Genomic DNA, 19231 nt, shown 5'->3' on the forward strand with positions numbered 1-19231 from the left:
TACTTATCTGTGTAATTCTCCTGATTAATCAGGCGGTCACAACCTAAACATAAAAGGAAGGAGTAGTGGATGGGTATCATTTCATGGATCATCTTTGGTTTAATCGCCGGTATTCTCGCTAAATGGATCATGCCGGGTCGTGATGGCGGTGGTTTTATCGTCACCGTGATCCTGGGTATCGTTGGTGCGGTCGTCGGTGGCTGGATCAGTACGCTGTTCGGCTTTGGTCGCGTAGACGGATTTAACTTCGGCAGCTTTGTGGTCGCTGTTATCGGTGCCATCGTGGTGCTGTGGATCTACCGCAAAGTGCGAAGCTGACGCGCTGAGCGCAAGAACTGCAACGGGACGACCAGGTCGTCCCGTTTTACTTTCCGCTTAAAAATCGTATCCCACCGACACCAGCAGCGAACGTTCTGCCCCCCAGTAGCAGTAGCCTGTACCGTAGCAGGCGGCAACATAGTGACGATCGGTCAGGTTGTTGGCGCTCACCTGTAGCCATGCGCCGCGCAGATCGTTATTCCACACGCCCAGATCGGCACGTACCGACGCGTCAAACAGGGTAACCGACGGCACGCGACGGCTGTTTTCGTTGTCCGCCCACTGTTTGCCGATATAGCGTACACCTGCCCCGGCGCTGATACCTGCGTCAAACTGGTAGTGACCCCAGAAGGAGGCGATGCTGTTCGGCGTAATATAGGGAGTGTGACCCTCATTGCCGTCCACCGTCTCTTTGTAGCGCAGGTGATTCAGCGTGTAGCCTGCCACCGTGCTCAGGCGGGGCGTCAGCTGGTTATGCGCTTCCAGCTCAATACCCTGCGAATGGACTTTGCCGGTTGGTGTATAGGTCGAGTCCACGATATTACGCGTCGCCACATCTTTCTGCGTCAGATCGTAAAGCGCCAGCGTATAGAGATCGCGCGTGCCCGCAGGCTGATATTTAATGCCCGCTTCAACCTGTTCGGAAGTGGTTGGCTGGAGCAGATTGCCGTCTGAGCCGGTCAGCGCGGTGGGGGTAATCGCCTGGCTGTAGCTCACATAGGGGGAGACACCATTATCGAAGGCGTACAGCAGCGCCGCCCGCCCGCTAACGTGATCGTCCTGGCGGCGCGACGTGCCGCTGTTGTCGGCGACAATGCGATCGTAGCGGCCAGAGAGATCGAGATGCCAGCGATCCCACACCATCTCATCCTGCAGGTAGAGGCCGGTCTGGTAGTAGCGGCGGGTAGATGACGTCCAGCTAAAGTCAGGCATGGGGCCGAGCGCCTCGCCCGTGACGGCATTAAGCGAGCTGGCCACGCCGCCTGCGTCGGTAAGGCTGTTTTTGTAGCGATGGTACTCTGCCCCCAGCGACAGCCGATGCTCCAGTTCACCAGTAATAAACTCCGCCGTCAGGCGGTTATCTGTTGCCCAGGCGGAAAGGGAGGAGCGCTCGCCAGAGTAATAGCGTCTGAGGATCGAAGAGTCTGCCGCCAGCCAGCCACCCTGATAAACCTGATCGAGATCGGCATTTGAGTGGCTGTAGCTGCCGGTCGAGGCGAAAGACCAGACGTCGCTGAAGCGATGCCGGAAGTCATAGCTGTAAATTTGTTCGCGGCGCTTAAACTGATCCAGCGCCGGATCGCCATCGTAAAAGCCGGTGCTCAGCTTTGCGCCGTTGTGTGGATCGAGGGAACCCTCGCCGGGCACTGAACCGTGATAGCCGCCAGACGGATCCTTTTGCAAATAGGCCCGCAGCAGCAGTTGCGTATCCTCGGTGGGCTGCCACATCAACTGCGGCATCAGGGCATATTTCTCTTCACGCGTATGGTCATACTGCGTATCGCTGTTACGCGTCATTCCGGTCAGGCGAAACGCCCACTGCGAGTCAATGGCGTTGGTATAGTCAAATGCCGCACCGCTGGTGGCGTGATTGCCCGCTGACAGACGGAAATGGCCTTCTTCACGAAACTGCGGGCGGCGCGTGGTCTGGTTTACCAGCCCGCCCGGAACCGTCTGACCATAGAGTGCTGACGAGGGGCCTTTGATAACGTCAACGCGCTCCAGAAACCAGGGATCGACCTGCAAAATGTTGTAGCTGCCGCCGTCGCTCATCAGGCGCAGGCCGTCCAGGAACGTGTTATCGACGTCGCCGCCGTGGAAGCCGCGCAGTGAAATGGTGTCGTAGCGCGTCGCAGCACCGCCAAAGCCGGTGAAGACGCCAGGCGTATAGTTCAACACCTGATTGAGATCGATGGCACCCTGATCGTCAATCTGCTGGCGGGTAATCACGGAAACCGACTGCGGCGTTGTCACCAGCGGGCGGTCGCTTTTGGTCGCGCCCGCACTGGTAGTGGCAACATAGCCCTGCGTTGGGCTGTCAGCACTCTCCTGTGGCGCAGCGGTAATGACCAGCGTCTCGTCCGCCAGGCTGGCCGAAGGGATAGCAATAGCCAGCGCGCACAGCAGGGCGCAGCGGTGAGGGGTAAACGGCAGCTTCATGTCCTTTCCTTGTTCAGTCCGCCAGATCAGGCGAATCAAGAGTGATAAAAATTCTCACTATCAGAGTGAGAATTATTATCAATATGTGGGGGATGTTTCAAGATGTGTTAAAGGAAGGTGTAGCAAAAAGCGAAGGGCGGCTCGCGCCGACCCTTCGCAGAGGCTATTTTGTGGTCGCGGTCGTCTGAGGAATATCCTGTGCGCTGTTACAGGTTTTATCTTTTGGACAATATTTATCGAGCAGCATCAGCGTGACGCCATTGGTCCAGCCAAAGCCGTCCTGTAGCGGGTACTCACCGCCGCCACCGCCGCCGAGCTGAGGCCCGTCCACAACATATTTCTCCACCAGCTTCTGCTCTTTGTCATAGGTGGTCTGCACATTTTGCAGGAAGCGCAGGCCAATCTGTTGCGCCAGCTGCGGTTTGTTGTAGTGCTCAAGCCCTTCTACTGCCACCCACTGCAGCGGTGCCCAGCCGTTTGGCGCATCCCATTGCTGACCGTTGTTCACCGTGGTGGTCAGCAGGCCACCCGCTTTCACCAGATGTTGTTCAACGGCAGACGCGGTACGGTCGGCCTGCTTGTCGCTGGCAAGCTGCATGTAGAGCGGAAAGAGCGCTGCGGCGGTAAGGTGCGGACTGGCCTGATGCGTCTTAAGATCGTAATCCGCGTACCAGCCCTGTTTCTCATCCCACAGGTAGCGATTTATCGCGGCCTGGCGCTTCTCGGCTAAATCGGCAAACTGCTTTGCTTTATCCTGCTGCTTGTCAAGCCGATAGGCTTTAGCGAGCGTTTTCTCGAGATGAAACATCAGGCTGTTGAGATCGACCGGAGCCAGCTGGGTGGTGCGGATTGAGGCCAGACTGTGCGCGTCGCTAAACCAGCGTGAGCTGAAGTCCCAGCCGGATGCTGCGCCCGCACGCAGATCGCGATAGAGCGCATTTTTGTCCCGCTGCGGCGCTTTTTTCGCGGTGTTGACATCGTCCAGCCAGGACTCGGTGCGCGGTGCATCGCGCTCATCCCAGTAGCGGTTAAGCAGCGTACCGTCTTCCAGCCTGATAACGCGCTGGTGCGCCTGGCCCGCCGCCACGCTACCGCTCTCTGCCATCCAGTAGTCATACTCTTTCTGCAGCTGTGGCAGATAGGTGCTGTAGGCGGCCTCGCCGGTATGGGTTGCCAGCAGATCGATCATCAGGCTGAAGAAGGGGGGCTGCGAACGGCTGAGGTAGTAGCTGCGGTTGCCATTTGGGATGTGGCCATAGGTATCCAGCTCCCAGGCGAAGTTATCGACCATATCCTGCACGCGATCCCAGTGGCCGCTCTCGGCCAGGCCAAGCATAGTGAAATAGCTGTCCCAGTAGTACACCTCGCGGAAACGTCCGCCCGGGACGACGTAGGGTTTAGGCAGCGGCAGCAGTGAATCGTAGCGCCCGGCGCGGTTGGCGGTGCGCGTCAGCACCGGCCACAGGCCATCAATATGCGCGCGCAGGCTCTGACCCGCTGGCGGCACATACTTTTCACCGGCTTCAGGCAGGGTAAAGTTACTGGCGACAAAGCGCTTCAGATCAAAATTGCGCTGATTTTTTTGCATCTGCCAGTCCGCAAGGATCGACGAAGGGTCGTATTTCGGTACGGCGTCAGCAAAGGTTTTCTGGTCAGGGTAGAACTGCGCCTGCTGCACTGCGCTGAATAGCGGGCCGAGGCGGACATCTGGCGGCTGCGGCTGATTGCTGAGCATACGTGCCTGATCGTCTGCGTGCGCTGCCAGCGCAGGTAAACCCAGCAGCAGAGTCAGCACCACTGGCGCGACGCCCTGACGCCCGACAGGCGCGGTTACAACAGTTTTTTTCATCGGTTTTTCTCCTTGTCCGAAAGGCGGCCGCGCGTAACGCATTGACCACTCGAACAACTTTAGCCTTAATCTGACGGCATGGCGCGTTAACGCAGCGGAAATGTGAAGCGGGTTCGACGCCTTTCGGGCAAACGCGAGCGGATTTTTCCTTGCCCTTATGCCGCTTTTACCGGAGGCTGAGGGTAAAAAACGAGGAGCAAAATGGAGATTATCTGGTACCACCCGTCACAGGATGCCGGGGTCTGGCTGGAGGGGATGCAGCGTCGCCTTCCGCAGGCGCGCGTGCGGCACTGGCAGCCGGGCGATGAAGCTGCCGCTGACTATGCGATTGTGCGCAAGCCGCCGCGTGAGCTGCTGGCCGGTCGGCCTGGCCTGCGCGGCGTTTTTGCGATGGGGGCTGGCGTAGACGACATTCTGGCGCAGCTGGCGCGCTATCCCGATATGCTGTCGCCGTCGGTGCCGCTTGTGCGCCTTGAAGATACCGGAATGGGGCGGCAGATGCAGGAGTATGCGGTGTACTGCGTGCTCGGCTGGTATCGCCGCTTCGACGACTATCGCCAGCTACAGCAGCAGGCGCAGTGGCAGCCGCTTGAGCTGGCGGCGTACGAGGCGTTTACCGTGGGCGTGATGGGCGCGGGCGTGCTGGGGATGAGCGTTATCCATGCGCTAAAACCCTGGGGATTTCCGCTGCGCGTCTGGAGCCGCTCGCCTAAGCAGATTGCAGGCGTAACCAGCTTTGCCGGACGTGAGGCGCTCGATGCGTTTCTGCACGGCACGCAGGTGGTGATTAATCTGCTGCCGAGCACGCCAGAGACCACCGATCTGTTTGATGCCCGAACCCTGAGCCAGCTGCCGCAGGGTGCATGCTTACTCAATATGGCCCGTGGCACTCAGGTGGTTGAAGACGATCTGCTGGCGGCGCTGGAGAGCGGGCAGCTTCGCGCCGCCGCGCTGGATGTCTTCCAGCAGGAGCCACTCCCCCCGCACCATCCACTGTGGCGTCATCCGCGTGTCACCGTGACGCCACATATTGCCGCCCTGACCCGGGTAGATGAGGCGATAGAGGCGATTGCCCGTGCCATTGAGGCGTGTGAGGCGGGCAGGCAGCCGTCGGGCTGCGTTGATCGACTGCGCGGCTATTAATAAAAGTTCACGTACCGCCGCCCGCGTCGGTGGCGTAAAGGAGAAGATGATGTACCCGGTTGACTTACATATGCACACCGTAGCCAGTACCCACGCTTACAGCACGCTGCATGATTATGTCGCGCAGGCGAAAGCGAACGGCATCCGGCTCTTTGCCATTACCGATCATGGCCCTGATATGGCCGATGCGCCGCACTACTGGCATTTTGTCAATATGAAAATCTGGCCGCGCGTCATTGACGGTGTTGGCATTCTGCGCGGCATCGAAGCCAATATCAAAAACCAGCAGGGGGAAATTGACTGCTCCGGCCCGATGCTTGACTCTCTGGATGTGATCATTGCTGGTTTCCATGAGCCGGTGTATGCGCCACGCGACAAGTCGCACCACACTGATGCGATGATCGCCACCATGGCCAACGGCGTTGCACATATTATCAGCCATCCCGGCAACCCAAAGTTCCCGGTCGATATTCGCGCCATTGCCGACGCGGCCGCGCACTACAACGTGGCGCTGGAGATCAATAACTCCTCCTTTACCACCTCACGTCCCGGCAGCGAACCCAACTGCCGCGCCATTGCCGAAGCGGTACGCGACGCGGGCGGTCGACTGGCATTTGGCTCCGACTCCCACACCGCCTTTACGCTGGGCGATTTTGAGCACTGTCTGCGTATCGCGCGGGAAGTGGATTTTCCGGAAGATCGCGTGTTAAATGTCACGCCGCGTCGCCTGCTCGATTTTCTTGAGCAGCGGACCGGCCGACAGATTGCCGAGCTGGCGCATTTTTAACCCTTTAGCCTCTGGAATAGTGCATGAACGAGTTTTCCATTCTTTGCCGCGTTATCGGCTCTTTATTTAATCGTCAGCCGCAGGACCCGCTGCTGGTGCCGCTGTTTACGCTGCTGCGCGAGGGCAAACTCGGCGCACAGTGGCCGCTGGAGCAGGATGAACTGCTACAGCGCCTCCAGCAGAACAGCGATCCGCAGGCGCTGGCAGCAGATTACAATGCGCTATTTGTGGGGCCCGAGTGCCGCGTGCCGCCCTGTGCCTCTCACTGGCCGCAAGGCAAGCCGGAAGCAGAGGTGCGCGCCTTTCTGACCGCCCGCGGGATGCCGCTCAGCGACGCGCCAGCGGATCATTTTGGCGTGCTGTTGCTGGCGGCCTCCTGGCTGGAAGACCAGTCGGCAGAAGATGAGAGCGCGGCGCAGTTTGCCCTGTTTGACAGCTATCTGCTGCCCTGGTGCGGCACCTTCCTCGGCAAAGTAGAAGCTCATGCCACCAGCACGTTCTATCGCACGCTGGCCGTACTGAGCCGCGAAGCGATTCAGGCGATGTGGGACGAACTCAATGAGGCTGTTGAAGACGACGGTGACGCCTGAGGCTGCCTGCCGGGTCAGGCATTTTCCCTGAACTGACCCGGACGCCTTTTCTGCTTTTACCAGCACGCCTGATGGGTGCCCGGTGCGTAGCCCGGCGTCGCACAGAGCTGTGGTGTGCCCGGCAGACGCGCAGCGGCCCGCAGCCGTTCACCGATGCCCCAGGGCGTCAGTTCGGTGGCGGGCAGTATGTCGTGGGTATGCGCCTGAATACCGGCTGAAGGGCGCTGTGCATGCGCAGGGTGCTGCTGCAACAGCCAGCCGGTGCGCGCCAGCGACAGCCGCGCCTGCACCCCATAGCCGGTGGTGTGCCGCTGGCGTAATCCCTCCAGCGCGGCCGCCGCCGCCAGATAGCCTGTCGCGTGATCCAGCGCCTGTACCGGCAGCGGCGTTGGCGTTTCCCGCTCAGCCCATGCCATGCCGCTCTGGGCGATACCGCACGCCATTTGCACCAGGCTGTCGAAGCCGCGGCGATTGCGCCACGGCCCGCGCCAGCCCCAGGCATTAAGGCCAACGTCGACCAGGCCCGGCGACAGGCGCGCGCAGGTATCGGCATCGAATCCCAGCTTTTCCAGTGCGTCGGCGCGGTAGCCGTGCACCAGCACGTCGGCCTGCTGAATCAGCGCCCGCAGCGTGCCGCGGCCTGCGGCGCTCTTGAAATCGACAACGGCGCGGCGTTTCCCACAGCCCAGCTCCTCATCAAGTGATGGTTCGTCCCAGCCAGGCGGATCCAGGCGCAGCACCTCTGCGCCCAGACTGGCGAGAAAGCGCGTCGCGACCGGGCCGGCAATCACCCGGGTCAGGTCCAGCACGCGCACGCCGAGCAGCGGCCGCGCGGCGGGTACTGGCCAGCTGACCGCCGCGCCGGGCGTGGTGCGCTGCCAGCTTATCAGCGGCTCCTCGCTGACGGCCTGGCCCTGCGGATGCTGTCGCCACTGCGCCTCGCTGCGCATCTGTGCCGCGCAGCCGCCTGCGTCAACGATCGCCTGCTCCAGTGCGTCAGCCTGCCAGCACGCCACCTGCTGTGCCAGCGCATCACGATCGGGATGTTGCCCCAGCACGCGCGCCATGGCCGCGCGGTGATGGGGCGCATTGGTATGCAGACGGATCCAGCCATCGTTGCTGCGGTAGTCGCCCGCAAACGCGTCCCAGAGTGCGGGCGCAGGCCGGTTGCGCGGCAGAAAACTCGACTGAAACCAGCGTGAGGCGAGGCGTACGTTGACGCTGACTGGCTGGTCAGATCCCACAAAGCTCGCCGCTGCCCGTGTGGCAAGGCCGATGCTGGTGGCCGCCAGTTCGCTGACGGCAAATGCAGAGGAAAAGGTTGCGGTATCCAGAAAGGTAGGGGCGGCGGTTGCGTCGCCGGGGCCACGCAATCCTTGCCACAGCTGCTGCCACAGCGATGCGGCGAGCTGATAATCCATAGTGATTCTCCATAAAAGGGTGTTTATGAAGCATAGCACCGCTTATTCAGCGGCGGCGCAGGCGTGGGAAGCGAGCGTGCATACGCAGACTGCGCAGGTTGATAACCGCTATCGCCGTGCCGCACACCACCAGCGAGGCACCGATGATTTTAAAACTGTTAAGGCTGTCGCCGAGCACCACTATGCCCATCAGCACCGACAGTACCGGCGTCAGCAGCGAGTAGGGCATGATCAGGTTAACGTTGTATTTTTTCAGCAGCCCGTACCAGAGGGTATAGGCAACAATGGAGGAGGCGACTGCGCTGTAGAGAATACCAAACCAGCCGCGCCAGCCCGCATGACTCAGCGCGTAGAGCTGATGTGACTCCATCACCAGAGAGGAGAGGCCCACGATGGGCACAGCCAGAAAGGCGATCCAGCCGGTCATGGTCAGGGGTTTAATCGGCGGCGATTTCTTCACAATCAGGTTGCTGATCGCCCAGCCAGTCGCGCTACAGAGCAGGATCGTCAGTACCCACCAGGCGGGAATGGTTGGGCTGCCGGAGAGCACCGCCACGCCGCACAGGGAGAGGGCGATGCCGAAGAGCTGGATCACCGTCAGCCGCTCTTTCAGCACCCCCATCGCCAGCAGCATGGCAATGGGGGTACCGAGCTGGACAACAATCGCCCCGGTTCCGGCATCGGTATAGCGCATCCCGACAAACAGCAGCGAAAAGTGTACAAAGCCGAAGGTAAAGGCCAGCGCCATAAGCCAGGGCAGCTGCTGACGCGTGATGCGGCAGAAGGGGATCAGGACAACAGAAACCACTACAAAGCGCATGCAGGTCAGGAACAGCGGCGGCAGCTCCATCAGGCCCCACTTCACCGCCACGTTATTAAACGCCCAGATAGACACCACCATTAACACAAGAAAAAAATGCCGCAACGCCACAGTTACATCCTTCGCTGTTATTTTTCACCACGTTGTCATGATGACACGAAGCACGGAGTCGCTGACAGGCGATGACAAATATTTTTCTGTTATGACAGAGGCGGGAAAATCATAAGACAACCTGCCGCTTTGCTGGCAGACTGATTTGCCGTGACGTCTACCAGAAAGGGAATGAATTCAATATGAGTTGCGCCTCTGCCTTGCCCCTTGCTCTGATTCAGCTGGAAGTTCCGCCTGCTGCCGTCGCCGATAAGATTGGCGAACAGCCACGCTGGTTTATTGATGCGCTTGGCCTGCATGCGGATGAGTATCTCATTGTGCGTCCACATCTTGGCGAGGCGCTGCCGCAGTTTGATCGCATCAGCGGGGCCATTCTCAGCGGATCCTGGGCGATGGTGACCGATCATGCAGAGTGGAGCGAGCGCACTGCCGCATGGGTGCGCGCAGCCATTGACGCCCGGCTGCCGCTGCTCGGCGTCTGCTACGGTCATCAGCTGATGGCTTACGCGCTGGGCGGGAAGGTGGCAGACAACCCCAACGGCTGGGAGCGCGGTCTGCTGCCGCTGGTGTGCGAAGCGGAAGCCGGGCGCGACGAGCTGCTGGCGGCGCTGCCCTCCGCGTTCAACGTCTGGCTTTCACACCGCCAGTCGGTGATCACCCCGCCGCCACAGGCGCAGGTGCTGGCAAAATCAGCCAAAGATGGCTGCCAGATCCTCCGCTATTCGCCGCAGGCGCTGTCAGTGCAGTTTCATCCTGAGTTCTCGCGCCCTGTTATGCAGGCCTGTCTGCCGGGAGACGTCAGCGACGATGGTGCCGATATCGAGGGCATCGACTGGGCGCGCCAGCTGCTGGTAGCGTTCTGGCAGCAGACGCGACCGCAGGCGCGGCAGGCGCAGGGCACATAGCCGCGCATGCGGACGGCCGGTTCTTCAGCACCCGCTGTTGTGGCGCAGGGCGCGCGACAGATCCGGCCCGGTGAGCAAGGTATCGTGATACAGGCACAAAAACGCCGCCCGGTGTCAGTGCATGAAAGCCCGCTTGTCATTCTCCTCCTGTCACCTCTTCTGACCAACCCAACGGCGCGCGAGCTTTCACGCGTCGGTTAGTGGCTGGAATAATCCCTTCAGGCAAGCGGCGTGCTTTTCCTTTGTGGCGGTCACAGTTTCCGACAGCAACATCTGACAGGCTAGGTTTGTTCATTCATTGTTAACGGCAAGTTTCATTGTTGTTTCAATACCTATCCTGCAAGGAGATTCACCATGCGTTATGCCTCTCCCGGAGAACAGGGTTCTCTGATTAAGCTGCAACAAAGTTATGGCAACTTCATCAACGGTGAATTTGTTGAGCCGGTGAACGGGAATTACTTTACCAATACCTCGCCGGTAAACGGCTCGGTGGTGGGTGAATTTCCGCGCTCGGATAAAGCCGATGTAGACAAGGCCGTTGCGGCTGCGCACGCCGCGGCTGAAGCCTGGGGGAAAACCTCGCCGCAGAATCGCGCGCTGGCGCTGCTGAAGATCGCCGACCGGCTGGAGCAAAATCTGGAATATCTGGCGGTGAATGAAACCTGGGATAACGGTAAGCCAGTGCGGGAAACGCTGGCCGCTGATCTGCCGCTGGCGGTAGATCATTTTCGCTATTTTGCCGGCTGCGTGCGGGCACAGGAGGGCACGGCGGCTGAAATTGATGAGTTTACCGCTGCTTATCACTTCCATGAACCACTGGGCGTGGTAGCACAGATTATCCCATGGAACTTCCCGCTGCTGATGGCGGCGTGGAAGCTGGCGCCAGCGCTCGGGGCGGGCAACTGCGTGGTGTTAAAACCCGCCGAACAGACGCCGCTCAGCATTACGCTGTTCGTTGAGCTGATTAAGGATCTGCTGCCGCCGGGCGTCGTCAATGTGGTTCACGGCTACGGCAGAGAGGCGGGCGAAGCGCTGGCCTCTCATCCCGATATTGCAAAAGTGGCGTTTACCGGTTCCACCGCCACCGGCGGCCATATTCTGGAACTGGCAGCGAAAAGCCTGATCCCCTCAACCGTGGAATTAGGCGGAAAATCGCCCAATATCTTCTTTGAAGACATTATGCAGGCCGAAGAGAGCTTTATCGACAAGGCCGCCGAAGGCCTGGTGCTCGGCTTCCTGAATCAGGGTGAAGTTTGCACCTGCCCGTCCCGTGCGCTGGTGCAGGAGTCGATTTTTGAACCCTTTATGGCCGCGGTGATGAAACGCATTAAAACCATCAAGCGTGGCGATCCCATGGACAGTGAAACCATGGTTGGCGCACAGGCGTCGCAGCAGCAGTTCGACAAAATCCTCTCCTATCTCGAGATCGCCCAGCAGGAGGGTGCCGAGGTGCTGACCGGCGGCGGGGTGGAGAAGCTGGAAGGGCATCTTGCCAGCGGCTATTACATTCAGCCGACGCTGCTGAAGGGAAACAACAGCATGCGGGTTTTCCAGGAGGAGATTTTTGGGCCGGTGATTGGCATCACCACCTTTAAGGATGAGGCGGAAGCGGTCGCTATCGCTAACGACTCCATTTATGGGCTGGGGGCGGGCGTCTGGACGCGCGATATCAACCGGGCCTACCGCGTGGGCCGCGCCATCAAGGCGGGGCGCGTCTGGACCAACTGCTATCATCTCTACCCGGCGCATGCGGCCTTTGGCGGCTACAAAAAATCGGGGATCGGACGTGAGACTCACAAAATGATGCTGGATCACTATCAGCAAACCAAAAACCTGCTGGTGAGCTACAGCGTTCAGCCGCTCGGTTTCTTCTGATTTAGCCTTTTACGGCGTGTTGTCTGCTGGGCAACACGCCGTTTTTGTTTCATATTTAATCCGGCATATTTAGCGTTATTTCGACCCATTATTAACTGTCATCACCGCGTAAAATAGCTGTGGCAGAATCAGGGGCGCGCGCTGACAGGCCAGAGGCTGAACTGAATAAGGAATGTTGATGAACGAGTTCTATAACGTATTAACTGAATACGATGATGTGCTGGACGGGCTGGAGAACAGCATTATTGCGGTAAATCTGCCGGAGCGTCAGATGATGGCGCTGAGCAATGGCGACGCCGCCGATCGGTTGCGGGCACCCGAGGCGTGCGAGACGCTGCGCCATAAGACAACATTCTGGTAAAAAGAGTCGGGTGGTGCAGGCGTGCTTAGCAAGGTGCGATCGCCCCTGCACGCAGGAGACTTCTGTTTGCCCGATGCACGCTGTCCCTGACGCGAGACGTCAGGCGATTCATGTCAGGCCACCTGCTTAGTGTAAACACAGGCGGCCCGGGACAGCGTAGTTGCAGGTTATTTCACGCAGCGCGCGCAGGTGCTGTCCTGAATCTGCTTAAAGAAGTCGTTGCCCTTATCGTCTACCAGAATAAACGCCGGGAAGTTCTCAACTTCAATCTTCCAGATCGCTTCCATACCCAGCTCGGCATACTCCACGCACTCCAGTTTCTTGATGCTCTGCTGCGCCAGTACCGCCGCCGGGCCCCCAATGCTGCCCAGGTAGAAGCCGCCATGTTTATGACAGGCATCCGTTACCTGCTGGCTGCGGTTGCCCTTGGCCAGCATAATCATGCTGCCGCCGTGCGACTGTAGCAGGTCAACGTAGGAATCCATGCGGCCTGCGGTCGTCGGGCCAAGGGAGCCTGAAGCGTAGCCCGCCGGAGTTTTCGCCGGACCCGCGTAGTAGATTGGGTGATCTTTCACGTACTGTGGCAGTCCTTCACCCTTATCAATGCGCTCTTTTAACTTCGCGTGGGCAATATCGCGTGCCACGATAATGGTACCGCTCAGCGACAGACGGGTAGAGACCGGAAACGCCGACAGCTGTGCCAGAATGTCACGCATCGGGCGGTTCAGATCGACGCTGACCACATCACCTTCGCCCTGCTGGCGCAGCGCTTCAGGAATATACTGTGCCGGGTTATCTTCCAGCTTCTCAATCCAGATACCGTCGCGGTTAATCTTGGCTTTGATATTACGGTCGGCAGAGCAGGAAACACCCATCCCTACCGGGCAGGAGGCACCGTGACGCGGCAGACGCACTACGCGAATATCGTGCGCAAAATATTTGCCGCCAAACTGCGCGCCCAGGCCGAGCTTTTGCGCCGCTTCCAGCAGCTCTTGCTCCAGTGCTACATCGCGGAACGCCTGGCCATGCTCGTTGCCCTCTGTAGGCAGCGCGTCGTAGTAGTGAGTAGAGGCCAGCTTCACGGTTTTCAGCGTGCTCTCAGCGGAGGTGCCACCAATGACAAACGCAATATGGTAGGGCGGGCAGGCAGCCGTGCCGAGCGACATCATCTTGTCGACCAGATAGTTTTTCAGTTTGCCAGGGCTGAGCAGCGCTTTGGTCTCCTGGTAAAGATAGGTTTTATTGGCGGAGCCGCCGCCCTTGGCGATGCAGAGAAATTTATACTCATCGCCATCGGTGCTGTAGAGGTCGATCTGCGCAGGCAGGTTGGTGCCGGTGTTCACCTCGTTATACATATCGAGCGCGGCGTTCTGAGAGTAGCGCAGATTATCCTCGATAAAGGTGTTGTAGATGCCCTGTGACAGCGCGGCTTCATCACCGCCGCCGGTCCAGACGCGCTGGCCTTTCTTGCCCATGATGATCGCCGTGCCGGTATCCTGACAGGTAGGCAGTACGCCCCTGGCGGCAATTTCAGAGTTGCGCAGAAACTGGAGCGCGACATATTTGTCGTTTTCGCTCGCCTCGTCGTCAGCCAGAATTGAAGCCACCTGCTGCTGGTGCGCCGGGCGCAGCATAAAAGAGGCGTCATGAAATGCCTGCTGTGCCAGCAGCGTCAGCGCTTTGGGATCGACCTTCAGCACCTCTTCACCGTCAAAGCTGGCAACGGAAACGTGCTCGCGGGTCAGCAGGTAGTACTGCGTATCATCGTGGGACAGCGGAAAAGGTTCTTGGTAGTAGAAAGGTTTGTTCGACATCTCAGCTCACTTAATCATGCGGCGATGGCTCACACTGCGCGAAACCCACTGCCGCAGAGATTGTTGGTTTTTATTTCGTCAGTCGCGCCCGGCGCGACTGACGTAAGCAGAAGGGAAAAGATTTTACACTTTATTAACCTGATTCGTCGCCTGATTTAGTAGAGCATTTCCATCCAGGGGTAGGCGATCAGCATCAGCAGTACCAGGAACAGCAGGCCGAAGATAGTGCCCAGACGCCAGTAGTCTTTGGTCGGCAGGTATCCGCTGCCGTAGTAAATCGGACTCGGACCGGTGCCGTAAGGGGTAATGATCCCCATCACACCCAGCGAGGTACAGAGCATCAGGCAGAACACTGGCATATTAATACCCGGAATGGAGGCGGCGATAGTGAGCATCGCGGGCAACAGTGCTGTGGTGTGCGCGGTGGTGCTGGCAAACAGGTAGTGCAGCAGATAGAAGGCGATGAGCAACACCACTGCAGAAACCTGCGGATCGTAGCCGTGGAGCAGCATGCCACCTTCTTTACCCAGCCAGGCGATAAAGCCGACGCGCGCCAGGCCATCCGCCAGCGCCACCAGGGTGGCAAACCAGGCAAAGGTATTCCATGCCGCTTTATTACTGGTAATGTCATTCCAGTTGAGCACGCCGGTCCACAGCATCAGCACGATTACCAGCAGCGCGGCCATAGCGGGTTCAATCCAGGAGGTGGCGAAAATCCACATCAGCAGCGCGCACACCACAAAGATCAGCAGCAGGATTTCATTGCGCGACAGCTTGCCCAGTTTTTGCAGCTCGGCACTGGCCCAGCGTGGCACCTCGTCGTTCACTTTGACTTCAGGCGGATAGAGCCAGTAGGCCAGCAGCGGCATGATTAAAATCAGCAGCACGCCGAGCGGCAGGAAGGCGATAAACCACATGCCCCAGGAGATATCAAAGCCAACAATGCTTTTCACCAGCGCCAGCGCCAGCAGGTTGGGCGCCAGCGCCGAGAGGAACATCGAGCTGGTGATACAGGCGGCGGTGATCGCCACCCACATCAGATAGGAACCGATACGGCGCGCGCTGGGATCGTTGGGCTTCGAGCCATAGAGCGGCGGCAGGTTGGCGATAATTGGGTAGATAGTACCGCCGCTGCGCGCGGTGTTTGACGGCGTAAAGGGGGCCAGCAGCAGATCAGCGAAGGTGATGGCGTAGCCGAGCGTCAGGCTGCGGCGGCCAAGATATTTCACCAGGATCAGTGCCAGACGGCGACCAAACTGCGTTTTATCGTAGCCAGCGGCAAACATAAAGGCGCCAAAAATCAGCCAGACGGTAGAGTTGCCAAAGCCACTTACGCCCCACTTAAACGCCTCGGTTGCCACTTTAAAGCCGGGTCTGGCGAGCTCAGCCGGGCTGAACAGCACATACTGACTGAACAGCGCGATAGCCACCACGCCCGTCAGGCCGATAACCGCGCCCGGTAACGGCTCAAAGATCAAGCCGACGATAACGCCCACAAAAATGGCAAAGAAGTGCCAGGCATAAGGCTCCAGCCCGGCAGGGGTAGGGACCAGTAACAGCAGTACGGCAACGATGATGGGAAGGGCCAGCATAAGCCAGCGTTTGGATTGTCCCGGCGGTGGGACGGGTGCCGCTTGCGCGGCGTCGTTCAGCGTCGTTTTCATATTCATAGTCGTGGTCTGCAAGTTAAAAAGAAAAGAATGTTGGGTTTGTTGAGAAGGGCGTTAATATTCTTTCGCCAGAATGACCTCACCAAAACCTTATTGAATAACGTCTTCACATAGCGACTTTATTAAATAAAACTTTGTAACCTGACTATATGATGCGCCTGTCATAATAGTAATTTTTGATCTGGATCAAAAAGTACGTTAAGCCCTTTTTGTTTCTTTGTGTAAGTAATAGGGCAGCGCGAACGTTAAGAAGATTCCGCATGAAACAAGACATGTTTACCTCCCCGCCATGGTCTAAAAAGAGGTCTTTAACCTCCTGATTGTAAATCGTAATTTTTTGTTATTAACAAATGTTTGATTTTTCTAGCGCTTTCGCTAACATTACTATAACTAAAATTTTGAGCATTGCAAAATAAATTACTCCGCTCTTAAAAAGTTTTATAACTATATTAACTGGTTTTGTTATTAAAGTAATTGCTATATTAGTGACATGAAGTCGGACCTCTTAATAATCGTCAGGGTATCCCGTCCGAAAAGATTTTTAAGCTTTTTAAATTCCGGAGTTAATTTACATGAATACTCGCACCCCGCTTTTAAATCCCCTTTCACTGCCGAACGGCCTTGTATTAAAAAACCGCCTGGTGATGGCGCCGATGACGACCTGTACCGGCTTTTATGACGGCACAGTCACCAGCGAATTAGTGGAATACTATCGTGCCCGTGCCGGTACGCTGGGCATGGTGATTGTCGAGTGCTGCTTTATTGATTCGAAAGGACCTGCGTTCCCCGGTGCCATCGCCATCGACAACGACAACAAGATCCCGGGCCTGGCCAGAATTGCAGACGCGATTAAATCGCAGGGTTCAACGGCGATTTTGCAGATCTATCACGGTGGCCGTATGGTTGAACCCGAGCTGATTGGCGGTAAAACGCCGGTTGGCCCCAGCGCTATCGCCGCACCGCGCGAAGGCGCCACCACGCCGCAGGCGCTGACGGCGGAGGAAGTCGAGGTGATGATCACCAAATTTGGTGATGCGGTAAACCGCGCGATCAAAGCTGGCTTTGACGGGGTCGAAATCCACGGTGCTAACACCTACCTGATCCAGCAGTTCTACTCTCCTAACTCAAACCAGCGTGATGACAAGTGGGGCGGCAGCCGTGAAAATCGCGCCCGCTTCCCGCTGGCGGTGCTCGATATTGCCCATAAGATGGCTGAGCGCATCGCGCACAATACCTTTGTTATCGGCTATCGCTTCTCACCCGAAGAGATCGAAGTGCCCGGCATCCGCTTTGCCGATACCCTCTACTTGCTGGAAAAACTGGCGGAGCGCGGGCTGGACTATGTTCACTTCTCCGTTGGCCAGCTGCTGCGTCCTTCTATTGTCGACAAGCAAGATCCCACACCGCTGATTGATAAATATATCGCGCAGCGCTCTGAACGCCTGGCAAAAGTGCCGGTGATCGGGGTGGGTGGGGTAGTGAACAAGTCTGACGCCGAGATGGCGCTGACGCACGGCTACGATCTTGTCGCAATTGGTAAAGCCTGCATCGCCTATCCGGACTGGGCGGATCGCGTGCTGAACAATGAACATCTGGATCTCTTTATCGACAGCACCCAGCGTGAAGCGCTGAAGATTCCTGAGCCGCTGTGGCGCTTCTCGCTGGTGGACGCCATGATCCGCGAAGTCAGCGCGCCGGGACGGAGATATAAAGCCGGTGTCTATCAGGAGAAAGTAGAGGCGGAAGCGCTGAAGCTGAAAATCAACGTTACGCTGGACACGGACCGTATTACCGACATCTCCATGGTGCCGGACGACACGCTTGACGTCGACTTCACCGCCACCTTTGAGAGTCTGCGTAACCGCATACTGGTTGCCAACAGTCCACACGTTGATGCCATTACCGGCGCAACCACGCAGAGTGAGGCGCTGAAGAAAGCGGTATCGCGCGCGCTCTCGACATCCAGCAAAGAGTATGTGATTGAAGAGGGCGGCAACCCCTCAGCGCCGCAAAACTATGATGTGGTGGTGATTGGCAGCGGCGGCGCAGGCCTGGCCGCAGCTATACAGGCGCATGATGAAGGCGCACGCGTGGTGATTATCGAAAAAATGCCGACCATTGGTGGTAACACCATCAAAGCGTCGGTGGGCATGAATGCCGCGGAAACGCGTTTCCAGGCGATGAAAGGCATCAAAGACAGCAAAGAGCTGTTCTATCAGGAGACGCTGAAGGGCGGCAAAAACAAAAACAATCCGCAGCTGCTGCGTGAATTTGTTGAGCTGGGACCGGAGGCGATTGACTGGCTGGCCGATCACGGTATTGAACTCAACGATATCACCATCACTGGCGGTATGAGCATTGACCGCACGCACCGCCCAGCGGATCGCTCAGCGGTTGGCGGCTACCTGATCAGCGGCCTGGTGAAAAACATCAACAAGCGCAATATTGAAGTGCTGCTCGATACTTCCGTGGCGGAAATTCTCTCTGAAAACGGCGCAGTAACGGGGGTTAAAGTCGTCGATGAGTATTACGACAGTCGTATTCTGTATGCGAAGAGCGTTATCGTGGCAACCGGCGGCTTCAGCGCCAACCGCGAAATGGTGGTGAAATACCGTCCGGAACTCGATGGTTTCGTCACCACCAACCATAAAGGGGCCACCGGCAGCGGCATCGCCATGCTGCAACAGCTGGGCGCAGATACCGTGGACATGGGTGAGATCCAGATCCATCCGACGGTGGAACAGACCACCTCTTATCTGATTTCTGAGTCCATCCGCGGCGGTGGGGCCATCCTGGTATCGCAGGCGGGTAAACGCTTCTTTAACGAGATGGAGACGCGTGACAAAGTGTCAGCGGAAATCATTGCCCTGCCAGAGAAAAGTGCCTGGGTGGTGTTTGATGAGCAGGTGCGCGAGAACAACAAAGCGGCGGATGAGTATATCGCCAAAGGTTTTGTGATGAGTGCGCCAACGGTAGGCGAGCTGGCAGTGAAGCTCAACATGGAGCACACCACGCTGGAAGAGACGCTGGGCCGCTACAACGACTTTGTGGTTAACCAGAAAGATGAGGACTTTGGCCGGACCACCGCGCTACGTCATCCGCTCAATCAGGGGCCGTTCTATGCCATCCGCGTTGCGCCTGGCGTGCATCACACCATGGGTGGTGTAACCATCAATACCGATACCGCCGTGCTCGACCGTAATAAAGAGGTCATTCGCGGTGCCTGGGCTGCGGGCGAGGTGGTAGGGGGTATCCACGGCGCTAACCGCATCGGCGGCAACGCCGTGGCGGATATTATTATCTTTGGCCTGGTTGCCGGTCGTAATGCGGCGGCGCTGGCGCGCAGCTAGCGGCGGCGGGTACTGAATCGCCCGTTCCCCTCCTGAAGCGGTGCCTGACGAGCTGGC

The 19231-nt window shown here is 58.1% G+C and carries 14 protein-coding genes; 8 read left to right on the top strand and 6 right to left on the bottom strand.

The features are described from left to right. Positions 1-69: 69 nt before the first annotated feature. Positions 70-318 (top strand): GlsB/YeaQ/YmgE family stress response membrane protein, encoded by a 249-nt coding sequence (locus tag HP564_RS03900; RefSeq protein WP_371240339.1) that lies wholly within the window; start codon positions 70-72, stop codon positions 316-318. Positions 319-375: 57 nt separating this feature from the next. Here the strand turns inward: HP564_RS03900 and HP564_RS03905 are convergent, their stop codons facing one another. Beyond that, positions 376-2478, bottom strand: a complete 2103-nt coding sequence (locus HP564_RS03905; RefSeq protein ID WP_371240341.1) for a TonB-dependent siderophore receptor — start codon at positions 2476-2478, stop codon at positions 376-378. A gap of 163 nt (positions 2479-2641) precedes the next feature. Further along, entirely contained in the window at positions 2642-4327 is a 1686-nt protein-coding gene (gene treA, locus HP564_RS03910; protein ID WP_371240343.1) for an alpha,alpha-trehalase TreA, read from the bottom strand. Between the two features lie 201 nt (positions 4328-4528). Here treA and ghrA point away from each other — a divergent pair, with 201 nt between their 5' ends. From ghrA to HP564_RS03925, 3 genes are read left to right on the top strand one after another with little or no spacing between them, the layout of a single operon-like run. After that, positions 4529-5470 (top strand): glyoxylate/hydroxypyruvate reductase GhrA, encoded by a 942-nt coding sequence (gene ghrA, locus HP564_RS03915; RefSeq protein WP_371240345.1) that lies wholly within the window; start codon positions 4529-4531, stop codon positions 5468-5470. A 49-nt stretch (positions 5471-5519) separates the two neighbouring features. Further along, positions 5520-6257 (top strand): phosphatase, encoded by a 738-nt coding sequence (locus HP564_RS03920; RefSeq protein ID WP_371240676.1) that lies wholly within the window; start codon positions 5520-5522, stop codon positions 6255-6257. 23 nt (positions 6258-6280) lie between these two features. Further along, positions 6281-6847, top strand: coding sequence for a molecular chaperone (locus HP564_RS03925; protein ID WP_371240347.1), 567 nt, complete (start codon positions 6281-6283; stop codon positions 6845-6847). A 56-nt stretch (positions 6848-6903) separates the two neighbouring features. Here the strand turns inward: HP564_RS03925 and HP564_RS03930 are convergent, their stop codons facing one another. Continuing rightward, positions 6904-8268: a CoA transferase gene (locus HP564_RS03930; RefSeq protein ID WP_371240349.1), complete on the bottom strand. Its 1365-nt coding sequence runs from the start codon at positions 8266-8268 to the stop codon at positions 6904-6906. A gap of 46 nt (positions 8269-8314) precedes the next feature. Continuing rightward, entirely contained in the window at positions 8315-9199 is an 885-nt protein-coding gene (locus HP564_RS03935) for a DMT family transporter (RefSeq protein ID WP_371240351.1), read from the bottom strand. A gap of 182 nt (positions 9200-9381) precedes the next feature. Here HP564_RS03935 and HP564_RS03940 point away from each other — a divergent pair, with 182 nt between their 5' ends. The 3 genes from HP564_RS03940 to HP564_RS03950 all read left to right on the top strand — a co-directional run bounded on the left by HP564_RS03940 (position 9382) and on the right by HP564_RS03950 (position 12340). Then, positions 9382-10104 carry a glutamine amidotransferase gene (locus HP564_RS03940; protein ID WP_371240353.1) on the top strand — a complete coding sequence of 241 codons (723 nt, stop codon included), beginning with the start codon at positions 9382-9384 and terminating at the stop codon, positions 10102-10104. 354 nt (positions 10105-10458) lie between these two features. Beyond that, positions 10459-11979 carry an aldehyde dehydrogenase family protein gene (locus tag HP564_RS03945; protein ID WP_371240355.1) on the top strand — a complete coding sequence of 507 codons (1521 nt, stop codon included), beginning with the start codon at positions 10459-10461 and terminating at the stop codon, positions 11977-11979. Positions 11980-12157: 178 nt separating this feature from the next. Further along, positions 12158-12340, top strand: coding sequence for a hypothetical protein (locus tag HP564_RS03950; RefSeq protein ID WP_371240357.1), 183 nt, complete (start codon positions 12158-12160; stop codon positions 12338-12340). Between the two features lie 167 nt (positions 12341-12507). On the opposite strand, the gene fumA is transcribed toward HP564_RS03950, so the two are convergent. Further along, positions 12508-14154 (bottom strand): class I fumarate hydratase FumA, encoded by a 1647-nt coding sequence (gene fumA / locus HP564_RS03955; RefSeq protein WP_371240359.1) that lies wholly within the window; start codon positions 14152-14154, stop codon positions 12508-12510. A 155-nt stretch (positions 14155-14309) separates the two neighbouring features. Next, complete coding sequence (locus tag HP564_RS03960) at positions 14310-15824, bottom strand: anion permease (protein WP_371240361.1); 1515 nt, start codon at positions 15822-15824, stop codon at positions 14310-14312. 572 nt (positions 15825-16396) lie between these two features. Between HP564_RS03960 and HP564_RS03965 the strand changes: the two genes are divergently transcribed. Continuing rightward, positions 16397-19174 carry a flavocytochrome c gene (locus HP564_RS03965; RefSeq protein ID WP_371240363.1) on the top strand — a complete coding sequence of 926 codons (2778 nt, stop codon included), beginning with the start codon at positions 16397-16399 and terminating at the stop codon, positions 19172-19174. The last annotated feature ends 57 nt before the right edge of the window (positions 19175-19231 follow it).

Origin of the sequence: Pantoea sp. KPR_PJ, assembly GCF_041386365.1 — a bacterium.
Lineage (GTDB): Bacteria > Pseudomonadota > Gammaproteobacteria > Enterobacterales > Enterobacteriaceae > Pantoea.

Bases quoted from the DNA above. Each gene is read 5' to 3' on its own strand.
- HP564_RS03900 (WP_371240339.1), top strand. From the start codon at position 70: ATGGGTATCATTTCATGGATCATCTTTGGTTTAATCGCCGGTATTCTC.
- HP564_RS03905 (WP_371240341.1), bottom strand. From the start codon at position 2,478: ATGAAGCTGCCGTTTACCCCTCACCGCTGCGCCCTGCTGTGCGCGCTG.
- treA (WP_371240343.1), bottom strand. From the start codon at position 4,327: ATGAAAAAAACTGTTGTAACCGCGCCTGTCGGGCGTCAGGGCGTCGCG.
- ghrA (WP_371240345.1), top strand. From the start codon at position 4,529: ATGGAGATTATCTGGTACCACCCGTCACAGGATGCCGGGGTCTGGCTG.
- HP564_RS03920 (WP_371240676.1), top strand. From the start codon at position 5,520: ATGTACCCGGTTGACTTACATATGCACACCGTAGCCAGTACCCACGCT.
- HP564_RS03925 (WP_371240347.1), top strand. From the start codon at position 6,281: ATGAACGAGTTTTCCATTCTTTGCCGCGTTATCGGCTCTTTATTTAAT.
- HP564_RS03930 (WP_371240349.1), bottom strand. From the start codon at position 8,268: ATGGATTATCAGCTCGCCGCATCGCTGTGGCAGCAGCTGTGGCAAGGA.
- HP564_RS03940 (WP_371240353.1), top strand. From the start codon at position 9,382: ATGAGTTGCGCCTCTGCCTTGCCCCTTGCTCTGATTCAGCTGGAAGTT.
- HP564_RS03945 (WP_371240355.1), top strand. From the start codon at position 10,459: ATGCGTTATGCCTCTCCCGGAGAACAGGGTTCTCTGATTAAGCTGCAA.
- HP564_RS03950 (WP_371240357.1), top strand. From the start codon at position 12,158: ATGAACGAGTTCTATAACGTATTAACTGAATACGATGATGTGCTGGAC.
- fumA (WP_371240359.1), bottom strand. From the start codon at position 14,154: ATGTCGAACAAACCTTTCTACTACCAAGAACCTTTTCCGCTGTCCCAC.
- HP564_RS03960 (WP_371240361.1), bottom strand. From the start codon at position 15,824: ATGAATATGAAAACGACGCTGAACGACGCCGCGCAAGCGGCACCCGTC.
- HP564_RS03965 (WP_371240363.1), top strand. From the start codon at position 16,397: ATGAATACTCGCACCCCGCTTTTAAATCCCCTTTCACTGCCGAACGGC.